This window comes from Streptosporangium sp. NPDC003464 (genome assembly GCF_053588315.1).
The window spans coordinates 1-9,817 of the sequence record NZ_JBSFPS010000333.1; the positions used below are offsets into that span (position 1 = coordinate 1).

Consider the following 9,817-nt stretch of genomic DNA (forward strand, 5'->3'; position numbering starts at 1 on the left):
TCCAAAGGCAGATCAGCTGGAGTTGATCCACCCTCGCGCTTGAGCGCCTCAGCTAGCCGAGACCCATCGCGAGCCGGGTCATAGTCCTCAAACGCCGGGTCGGCCCAGTACTGCTCGAAGGTGGCAGTGAACGTCGAAAGCAGATGGGCCTGTTCAACCTGGGTGAGCCGCACGTTCCACTCCAGACCGTCCAACTGCGCGGCCTTGGAGAGGTTGGATGAGCCCACGTAGGCAGTCGAGAAGCCGGTGTGCCGGTGGAACATCCATGCTTTGGCGTGAAGTCTCGTGCTGTGCGTCTCGTAAGAGATCTTGACCGTGGCACCAAGGGCAACCAAGCGATCCAGCGCGGCCCTATCCGTAGCGCCGATGTAGGTCGTGGTGATCACTCGCAGCTCACCACCTCTGGCGATGAACTCCTTGATCGGCCCTTCGATGAGGCGCAGGCCGTACCACTTGATGAAGGCGCAGATCAGGTCCACTCGATCAGCGGTCGCAAACTCACGCTTAACTTCAGTGCCAATGCTCGGTTGACCTCGCCCGTTCACGAGGAGAGCACTGGCGGACAGTGGGATCTCCGGCCGGACCAACGGTTCCGGCCGTCCAGGAACACCCAAAGGGCGCCGCACTTCAGTGAGCAACTGGCCAGGTTGCGCGATCTGTTCTCCTTCGCCTTCGCCATCGAGGAAATCTTTAATGATCGCTTCAGCGATGTGGTTAGCCCGGCCGATCTGTTGCTCAGGAGACTTGGATGCTCGCAACGCATGGCGGACCAGGCCAGCGATGTGCCGGACGAGGTAGTCCTCTGCAGCCACCTGATCAATAGAGATTACTTTCACCAACTCGTCCGGAACCAGACGTAGGCGCTCGTCAAGGGCGTGCGTAACAATCTGCTCGTAGGCCCCGGGTGCAAGATCGCTCATAAGTCAGCAATCTAAGCGATACCCCTGGCATTTCGCAGCCTAATCATCGAATCTCTCGCACAGGCAGGCTCGCCCCTATTCACTTAGCTAGCTGGCTAGCGAGGTGCACAACTCCTCGCTAGAAGCCCCAGCACGCCCACCAGAGCCTCCTATACGGCACTCATGCCGAGAGACTTCCACCTAATCTGTGCTGTCCCTGTAGCCCCAATAGAACAGTAATCCGAACTAGCGTTCTGCACGGATCGCCGCACTCATCGCGCGCAGATTAGCAACCTAAACGCCATGATCATAATTAGGATTAGGCCGAATATCCGACGAAAATGTCGCCGTCCTGATAAACCAGATTGATTTTTACCTGATTCAGGAGATCCATAAGATCATCGTTAGGCTTCACCGGCAGCAGAACGGCAAGTGCCGGGACAGCAGGGGTGACGTGTCGACGATAGTCAAGTAGCTGACCAATCGCCATACGCACCGATTCGCGCGAGCTGTTTCCTTTCACCTCGTAAAGCACGTGTGCTGTAGCATCATACAGATCAGTAAGCAGCGTAGAGGCCACTCCCTTAACTTTGATCTGAAAGCGCTTCACCTGACGATGCTGAGACTCCAGAAATACCTTGAAGTCATCCGAAAGCTCCGCCTCCCGCCGCTCCACCTTGGTCTGCGGAATTGCCGATCGAGAACTAGAGGTCCTCCTATTGGTTTCCGGCTCGACCATTACGCTCGTCGTTATATCTGCCGGAACGATGATCGCTTCCGTCTTCTCTGCCGGCGGGATTTTATCCTGCAGATCTTGGCGGACCGGCCCGATTTCTCGCATCCGAAAAACAATTATCCGACGAAAGATTCCTTTCTTGTTCGGCGCTTGACGGATAACATAGGGCTGTTCAGCATCCAGTTCAAACTCGCCAAGGTATCTCTGCCACTTAGTGTCGGAACCGGGAACTTTTCCTGCAGCCTTAAATATGCGAAGCGTCCGGCCATCATCGATATGGTGGAGGATAGCTCGATTGCCGTTTCCTCCCCGCCCCTCGAACGTCTGGTCAGCTTCGCCGTGACCGGTGTACTCGAAAACAGGGCCGTGCTCGTCTTCCTCGCTCAGCCAGCCATCCCTGTACCCGGACTGCTCGCCAGTGTCAGGATCCGAGTAGATCAGCACGTTCGGCGTTGTAGCAGAGGGAACGATGCCACCCTGCGGCCCGCCACCGAAGATCTTCTTCATCTCGGCGCGTGTGGTGATTTCCCCGGGCTCAATCGACATATCGGTCATATGCCGACTCTAGATGTTTCCACCGACAGTCAAGATCGCCTGGAGGTGACTCCGAAAGTCTTCCTATACGGGGGGCAGGTATTAGCCTCGATCGTGCTTGGCGTAGCGCCGATCATGTCGAGCGTCCACTCACCATGCTGCTGTCCCACCTACACACAGCCCACGCCAGCGGCCCGAATCAGGGCATCTATGTTGCTGAATAGGGACTACGCCCTGTTCAATCGTGGCTACAACAACCTTGCCCACGATTGGGCCGACGCGACATCCGACCTGCTGAGCTGGTTGTGAGGTGGAGATGAACACCTGCCATTCCTCGCTGGTGAAACGCAGCACCGCCCCATACCGGTCCTTCCGTCCCGTACGACGCAGCCTCCACCAGGAAGGTCTACCACCTCCACACAGTTGTCCTGCTGAGCGCTCTGACTGCTCTTATGTCCAAGCAAGTGCACGGAAGCTTCGATCCATACCGTTACACCTTCTCCGATACATACCTGTGCCAGATCAAGCCGAGGTGTCTCAGAGGATGTGCATGCGCACGCCGAGACGGCGGATGCGTTCCCGGTAGCTGTAGCGCTCAAGATCCAGGAGGGTCCGTACGGCCTGCCGAGCCATCGGGTGGTTGCGGACGAGCATCGGGGCAACCTTCTCGGCACGCTCCAACTCTGCCAATGCGGCCTCTCGCTTGCCACACCACAACAACCCTCGCGCGTAGTCCAGATGGTGATGTCCCGCGCGGCCGGCCTGCATGTCCTTGGGGAGCCGCACCGCCTCCCCGCGCTGGACGGCCTGCGGTCCGTCCCCCAATTCGACCGCGACGGCGACGGCATGAATATCGACGTTGGCTTGGTTAGTGGACAGGTCGTAGTAGTTGGTGCGCTGGCGTGAGCCGAGTCGGGTGACCGCTTCGGTCGCGAGCCGGTGGCGTGACCATGCCTCATCGGGGTCGTTCTTGCGGGCGGCGGTAATCGCGGCCCGCAGTTGGAGCCCGCCCCAGACCGCAAGCGCCTCGGCCTGGCCTGCGGTGTATTCGTTCTCGATACCCGCGCACGCCGCATCAAGCACGGCAAGCGCGTCGTTCCACGAGGTGCTGGCCCATAGGCCCCGTATTCGCAGGTAAGCGAACACAGCCTCGTGATAGCGGTCTCCCGCGCGTTCCCACGCCCAGCGGACGCGGTTGGTGGCAATGAGAGAGAGATCGGCGTAACCCAGGTTGTAGACCACCGAGTCGGCTGCCAGGTAAGTCAGCCCGAGCAGCCTGAACGCCGCACTCCGATCAGGCTCCGCATACAGGTGGGTCGCTGCCTGAAGTTCGGAGAGCAGCGCCGGCAGTTCGTCCGACAGCTCCGCGTAACGGGCTTCTCGCCGTAACCAACATGCGCGCTCCGTCGCGGCGCGGAGCTCGGGCAGCGACCGCACCTCACCGCCCCATTCGGGATCGAGGTCATAGCGCTCCAGGTGGCGGCGGATCTCCGAAATCGCCGAATGCCCACGGTCCTCACCCGGAGTGTTACCTCGGTAAGGACGTACGGTGAGCTCGTTGGGGTGCACGCGCAGAGTGCGGGCGAGGGTGTTGATCAGTGCGATGGAGTCCAGGGGGATGCTGTCGTTCTCGACACCCGACACCCAAGACTGCGCACGGTTGACGCGCCTGGCCAGCTCGGTCTGGGTGATGCCAGCGCGCTTACGAGCGCGCCGCACACGAGTTCCTACACTCTCCGCCGCCGGATCTGAGTAGGACATGATCTCAAAGTAACCCGCCATTGCGTGGTTAGCTCCTCCCGCCGCCAAAGTATCAACGCCACTGATGTCATTACCTCTACGCGGTCATATTGTCACCAAACGTGATCAGCAATGAGGGTGAGAGCGACGGACGATATCCCCGTCGCCCGGCCGCCGGGACGGCCATTGAGTGGCTCAGCCGGGAGCTTGAGGCGCTGGGCATCTTCAGTGACGCGCACCATGGCGACGGCGTGGCGCTTCTGTCCCTGTGGGTCGATCTTGTTGTGTGGTGCGACGGACACACCTACTGGTGGCGAGCCGGATCGAACGCCGAACGCCGATGTGCCGTTTATGCATGGCATCCGGCCACGGAACCCGATCGGGCCGCTCGCCGGATCGCTTTCCGATATGCGGAGCTCCGCGAAACTCATCCGCTTCCCGCGCCGATGCCGAGAGCGTCTGGTGACCCTGTTTGACGAGTCCGTGAGCCCTCACATGGTGATTGAGGTGCTCCGAGACATGGAGCTTTCACCCAGAGCCGTGACGCGGACGTGGCCATTGGCATCGTGGAAAACGGCCCTGCCCGGCGAATCCCGTCGGCGGGCAGAACCTTGATCACACACCGGAGATACAACCCGTACCTAACCTAGTAGAGCCGTCCGGATCATTCGGGTCCGTTGGTATGCCGGACAGCCTCCATCACCACTTGGTTGCCGGTGGTGCGCTCGTCCGCCCTACGCCCACGACGCGGCCAGCCTGCCGCACCGCCGCGACCATCTGTGGGGCCAGCCCATGCCCGCCCAAGTCCGCACCCGCGTGGCAGCACGGCGGCGGCTCGGCCTGTGCGGCCGGCCGCTCCCGGCCGTGCCGGACAAGGGCGAGCCGTACGAGAAAAGCGAGCGGCGCCGCCGTGTGGTCAGGCGACGCGTGCGGAGGGCGCCTTCCAGGTGTTGCAGAAGCCGGGGTCGCCGCTCTTGAAGCCGCGGTCGAGCCAGTAGACGATGTTCTTGCCCTTGGCGAAGTAGCGGTCCTTCTTGGACCTGTAGTCGCCATTCGACTTCACCAGGTCCAACATCGCGGGCCAGCCCTCACTGCCTTCTCCCGCGGTCTCCCAGACGCTCCCCAGGAAGACTCCCGACAGGCAGCTCTCCTGAAGCATCCAGCGCCGCTCCTGCTCGAAATGCTCGGCCTTGTTCTTGTACGGCAATGCGTCGAGGCCGCGCGCGATGCCGGTGGTGTGCTGCAGATGGGCGCCGTAGAGCGCGGCGATGTACGTGAAGTGGTAGATCTCGCGGGTCCGCAGGTAGTACTCCTCATTCACCAGCACCGCCGCCGTCTTCGTTCCGGAGCAGTAAGTGGACTGGAAGCCCTTCTTCCATTCTTTTCCGCAGAACGGCGCCGGTTTGGTGAGGACGACGAGCTTGGCGGGCGTGAAGGGCAGCTTGGCGTGCTTGAAATGCGCCGACCACGACGTGTTCAGACAGCGCCACAGCGCGGTGATCGTGCGCTTCGCGGCTGGGGCACTCTCGATGCTGAGTGCACCGTCGGGACATTCCGAGGATTTGATCTTGCCGCTGCCATAGAGGCTGTTGTCGGTCAGAGCGGGCACGTTCTCGATGGGGGAGGTGAGAGCGTCAGCCGTGCCGGGGAGGAGCAGGGCGGCGAGCAGGCCCACGGCCGGCAGCGAGAGGGGTTTGAGCATAAAAAGGCACGCTAGAGCAGAGCCCAGTAAGTGATCAAAGTCCGGAATATCGCCCTGGCCGTACTTCGACCCGACGTCCCCGCCGTGATCTTTCGCGAGGCCCTCGAACAGATCTGCCGCATCCTCGGACCGGCCCCTTCGTGACCGACACGCCGACGACCGGGCGCATGGGGCCGATCCCAGGCTGATCCCCCACGCCGCCGGGTGGACGACCGGACGTGGCCCCCGTCCTCACCAGGGGCTGAGGACGGGAGCGGATATTTTTCAGAAATCTTCTGGGTGGGATGTCGAGGACGTGGCCGTGGCTCCGACTCTGCTGCGATCGACCGAACCGAGACAGACGACGACCCCCGGGGGGAACGAGCATGGAACCCACGAAGACGGACATCCTGAAGGTGCCCGGTGCGGAGCTGTACTACGAGGTCCGCGGCTCCGGTCCCGTCCTGCTGCTGATCTGCGGTGGGATCTATGACGCCGCCGGATACACCGGCCTCGCCGAGCGGCTCGCCGGCCGGTACACAGTGGTGACGTACGACCGGCGCGGCAACTCGCGCAGCCCCCTGGCCGGGGCGCCGGAGCGGCAGAGCATCGAGGTCCACGGCGACGACGCATACCGTGTGCTGACGGCGGTGGGCGTCACGGCGGACGAGCCCGCGTATGTCTTCGGCAACAGCTCCGGCGCGGTCATCGGCCTGGAACTGGCCGCCCGCCACCCCGAGCAGGTCCGCGCCCTGGTCGCCCACGAACCCCCCGTCCTCGGCCTGCTGCCCGACCGTGACCACTGGCACGCCGTCATCCAGGAGGTGGAGGACACCTTCCTCAAGGAAGGCGCCGGGCCGGCGATGCAGGTCTTCGCCACCGGGATGGGGATGGGCGGCGACGGGCAGGGCGACGGCGGCGAGCCGACGCAGGGCGACGGCGGCGAGCCGGCGCAGGGAGACGCGGCCGCACAGGCCCCGCAGCGCGACGGGGCCGCGCAGGCATCGCGAGGGAACGGGGCATCGCAGGACGACGCGGCCGCGCAGGCACCGCAGGACGCCGCCGCCCAGGCACCGCAGGAGGAGCCGGACCCGGAGATGATGGGGATGATGGCGCGCATGGAGCGGAACATGCAGTTCTTCATCGGCTACGAGGTGCCGCCGTTCATCGGGTACGCCCCGGACATCGCCGCGCTCCAGGCGTCCTCGGCACGCGTCGTCCTGGCGGTGGGCGGCGCCTCGGCGGGAGAGCCGCCGTACCGGGCCTCCTTCGCCGTGGCCGAGCAGTTGGGGACGCGGCCCGTGGTCTTCCCCGGCGACCACGGGGGCTTCGGCGCCCAGTCCGAGGAGTTCGCCGCCAAGCTCCACGAGGTGATCTCAAACCCTTGAGAACGTGGTGGTCCGGCAGCGCCACCACGCGGTCGGACGCCGGCCGTGTCCCGGTGCTCGGCGGCGGTGTTCCACCGCGCCCGGCTGGATGACCGCCCGGCTGGATGACCGTCTGGCTGGACGACCATCAAGCGCTGCGGGACGTCTCCTCCGTGCCATGTACTCAGTGCTCACCGGCTCCGTCGCGGGGCACCGGGCCCCGCGGAGGGTCGACCAGGCTGGGCTGTCCCGATTCTCGCAGCGCGAAGATGGCGAGCGGGGTGGCCGGCGGTCACCTCTGCCCGTAAGCGGCGATGACCTCGTGGACGGCGTCGAGGACGAGTCCGGGCTCGGCGTTCTGGACGTAGTGGTCCGTCGTGGCCGCGACCACCAGGCGACCCCGGGCCGACAGTGCGGCAAGGCGCCTGGCGTGATCGGTCACCTCCGCCGGCTGGCCTCCCGCGGAGATGACCACGGCCGGCAGATCGCCCCATGCTCGTGGCCGGACCGTCGCGGCGACCTGGGTGGCGCTGTCCGCTGAGGCCCAAGCCTCGGCGCGGGCGGCCGCCATGCTCCGGTCTCCGTAGACGACGGTGGCGCCGGCGCGGGCCGCGGTGGTGGCGCCGGGCGGCACGAGGGCGTCGCCCGACAGTCTGAGCAGGCCGAGGCGGGCGATGAGCTGGTTGACGGTGAACTGGACGGCGAGCAGGGGACGGGAGATCCGGAGCGCGGTGACGGCCGTCTCGTCGGTGACGTCGATCAGCACCAGCCCGGCGGTCAGGTCCCGCCACCGGTCGGCGAAGACGCGCACCGTGTTGCCGCCGTAGGAGTGCCCGACGAGGACGTACGGCCCCGCCTCCCCGGCCGCGGCCAGCAGGGTGTGCAGTTCCCCGGCGGTGCGCTCGGCCGTACGCGGCGACGGGCCGTCCTCGCTCCAGGCGTATCCGGCGCGATCGTAGGAGCACACCCGGTTACCCGCCGAGAGCCGCCGCTGGATGGTCTCCCAGCTCGCGCTCGACTCGGCCAGCCCCGCCTCCAGCACGACGGTGGGAGCGCCTGTCCCGGTGCAGTACAGGTGCAGGCGGTGACCGCCGACGTCGACCAGCCGCCCCGGCGCCCTGTGGCGCGCGGCATCGCCCTGCCGGGCGTCCGTCTCGTAGAGGAATCCCGCACTCGCCGCGAGCACGGCCAGGCCCGCGCCCCAGGCGGTGATCCGCAGCAGCAGCCGCCACGGTCGCCGCCGCTCTCTGGGCCGCGCCACCTGTGCGTCCTCGAACTCTCCGTCCGTCACACCTCGAATCTAGGTATGCGGCCCGTCCGTTTCCTCCTCCGCACAGCGGAACCCGCTGTGCCACCGGCGCTTCGGCCGCCGCCGTCCCCTCCTCCGTCAGGAGGAGCCGGCCCGTGGAGAGGACGTGGCGGCGCCTGGTCCGGAGGGACGGCGCCGCCACGCTTGGGCAGGAGAGGCCAGGACACCTCCTGACCTGCGGGGAGACTACTCCGCTGCGGCGGACGGTCCTACAGCGACAGCCGGATCGGACTTGGCCGTCCTGGCGGGGGATCCGCGACCGGGTGCCGGCCGGTCCAGGCCGGGACCGGCGATGATCCGCCCAGTGCTGCGGGCGCCCGCCGCTCACGGGCGCCCTCGCCGTCCGCCGCCTGTGCTCAGCCGGTGTAGTTGGGCTGCCTCACCGAGGGCTCGCCGGGCTCCGGCGCCGGGGCCGGGGCCGCGGTCGGATCCGCCCCGCCCTTGACCGGAGCGGGCCGGGGGGCGTCAGAGTCGGCGGGCGTGACCACGGGCCGGGGGGCGGCGGGCTTGGCGGGCTCGGCCGAGGGCCCGCTGACGGCCGGTCTGGCGGGCCCGGCGGCCATCGCCGTGCCGGCCAGACCGGCGCCGAGGGCCAGGGCGGCGGCGAGGCCGCCGAGTACGAGCTTGAGACGCATGTATCTCACCTTCCGTTGTTCTCCGTGGCGGAGCCGTTCTCCATGGCGGAGCTGTTCTCCGTGTTCGATATCTGGTCGGTCGATATGTGGTCGGTCGATCCGTGACTGGTCGATATGTGGTCCGGAGGGCGTCAGCCCTTCACGACGACCGGGGTGCCGATCGCCAGGTTCTTCGCCATCCAGGTGATGTCGGCGTTGCCGACCCGGACGCAGCCGTGGCTGGCCCGCGTGCCGATGGCCGCCGCATCATTGGTCCCGTGGACGGCGAGCTGCCCCGGGCCTCCGGCGAAGCGCTTCAGCGTCGGGGAGAACCCGCTCAGCCCGAAGGCGTAGGCGCCGTACGGCCCGCGCGGGTCCGGCGGGCGCACCAGCTCGGTGAAGAAGTAGCGGCCGGGTGGCGTGGGCGTGCCGGCCTGGCCCGTGGCCACCCTTCCCCGGCGCAGGACGCGCTCCCCGTCGTAGACCGTGAACCTGAACGCCGTGGGGTCGATCTCCACCCGGCGCGTGGTCCTGGCCAGCGTGACGTCATCCGCCCTGATCCAGCCCGTGCTGCCGTTGGGCCTGACCGGCAGCAGCACCCGCAGCCACCGGCCGTCGCGGCGCTCCACGAGGAAGACCCGCTCGGCGCCGTAGTCGTTGGGGCTCGCGAGCTCACGCCAGGGCAGGCTCGCCCCTTTGCGCTTGTACACCGCGATGCGTGGTCCCCGCACGGTCGCCACCTCCACGCCGGCCCCGGTCTCGGCGTGATCGACGGCGACAGCCCCGGTCCCGGCCTGATCAGTGGCGGTGCCGTCCCCGGTCCCGGCCTGACCGGTCGCGGCAGCCCCGGTCCCGGCCTGACCGGTGGCGGTGAGTGCCCGCGGAGGGACCGGACGGGCCTCGGAGGCCGCGCACCCGGTCAGCGTGGCCACGGCGG

The 9,817-nt window shown here is 66.4% G+C and carries 8 protein-coding genes; 1 reads left to right on the forward strand and 7 read right to left on the reverse strand.

Annotation, left to right across the window (positions count from 1 at the left end; genetic code table 11):
• The 4 genes from ACWDS7_RS42930 to ACWDS7_RS42945 form a co-directional block, all read right to left on the reverse strand.
• A partial coding sequence (locus ACWDS7_RS42930; RefSeq protein ID WP_451933971.1) for a phospholipase D-like domain-containing protein occupies positions 1-920 on the reverse strand: 920 nt, incomplete at its 3' end.
• 298 nt (positions 921-1,218) lie between these two features.
• Complete coding sequence (locus tag ACWDS7_RS42935; RefSeq protein ID WP_451933972.1) at positions 1,219-2,190, reverse strand: hypothetical protein; 972 nt, start codon at positions 2,188-2,190, stop codon at positions 1,219-1,221.
• A 516-nt stretch (positions 2,191-2,706) separates the two neighbouring features.
• Positions 2,707-3,888, reverse strand: coding sequence for a helix-turn-helix domain-containing protein (locus ACWDS7_RS42940; RefSeq protein ID WP_451933973.1), 1,182 nt, complete (start codon positions 3,886-3,888; stop codon positions 2,707-2,709).
• Between the two features lie 937 nt (positions 3,889-4,825).
• Positions 4,826-5,611, reverse strand: a complete 786-nt coding sequence (locus ACWDS7_RS42945; protein ID WP_451933974.1) for a hypothetical protein — start codon at positions 5,609-5,611, stop codon at positions 4,826-4,828.
• Between the two features lie 365 nt (positions 5,612-5,976).
• Here ACWDS7_RS42945 and ACWDS7_RS42950 point away from each other — a divergent pair, with 365 nt between their 5' ends.
• The gene (locus ACWDS7_RS42950) at positions 5,977-6,978 is read left to right on the forward strand and encodes an alpha/beta fold hydrolase (RefSeq protein ID WP_451933975.1); all 1,002 of its coding nucleotides are present in this window, start codon (positions 5,977-5,979) and stop codon (positions 6,976-6,978) included.
• 271 nt (positions 6,979-7,249) lie between these two features.
• Here ACWDS7_RS42950 and ACWDS7_RS42955 read toward each other — a convergent pair whose 3' ends face one another.
• The 3 genes from ACWDS7_RS42955 to ACWDS7_RS42965 form a co-directional block, all read right to left on the reverse strand.
• The gene (locus ACWDS7_RS42955; protein WP_451933976.1) at positions 7,250-8,248 is read right to left on the reverse strand and encodes an alpha/beta fold hydrolase; all 999 of its coding nucleotides are present in this window, start codon (positions 8,246-8,248) and stop codon (positions 7,250-7,252) included.
• 374 nt (positions 8,249-8,622) lie between these two features.
• Positions 8,623-8,901 (reverse strand): hypothetical protein, encoded by a 279-nt coding sequence (locus tag ACWDS7_RS42960; protein WP_451933977.1) that lies wholly within the window; start codon positions 8,899-8,901, stop codon positions 8,623-8,625.
• Between the two features lie 131 nt (positions 8,902-9,032).
• Positions 9,033-9,812: a L,D-transpeptidase gene (locus tag ACWDS7_RS42965; protein ID WP_451933978.1), complete on the reverse strand. Its 780-nt coding sequence runs from the start codon at positions 9,810-9,812 to the stop codon at positions 9,033-9,035.
• Positions 9,813-9,817 lie beyond the last annotated feature (5 nt).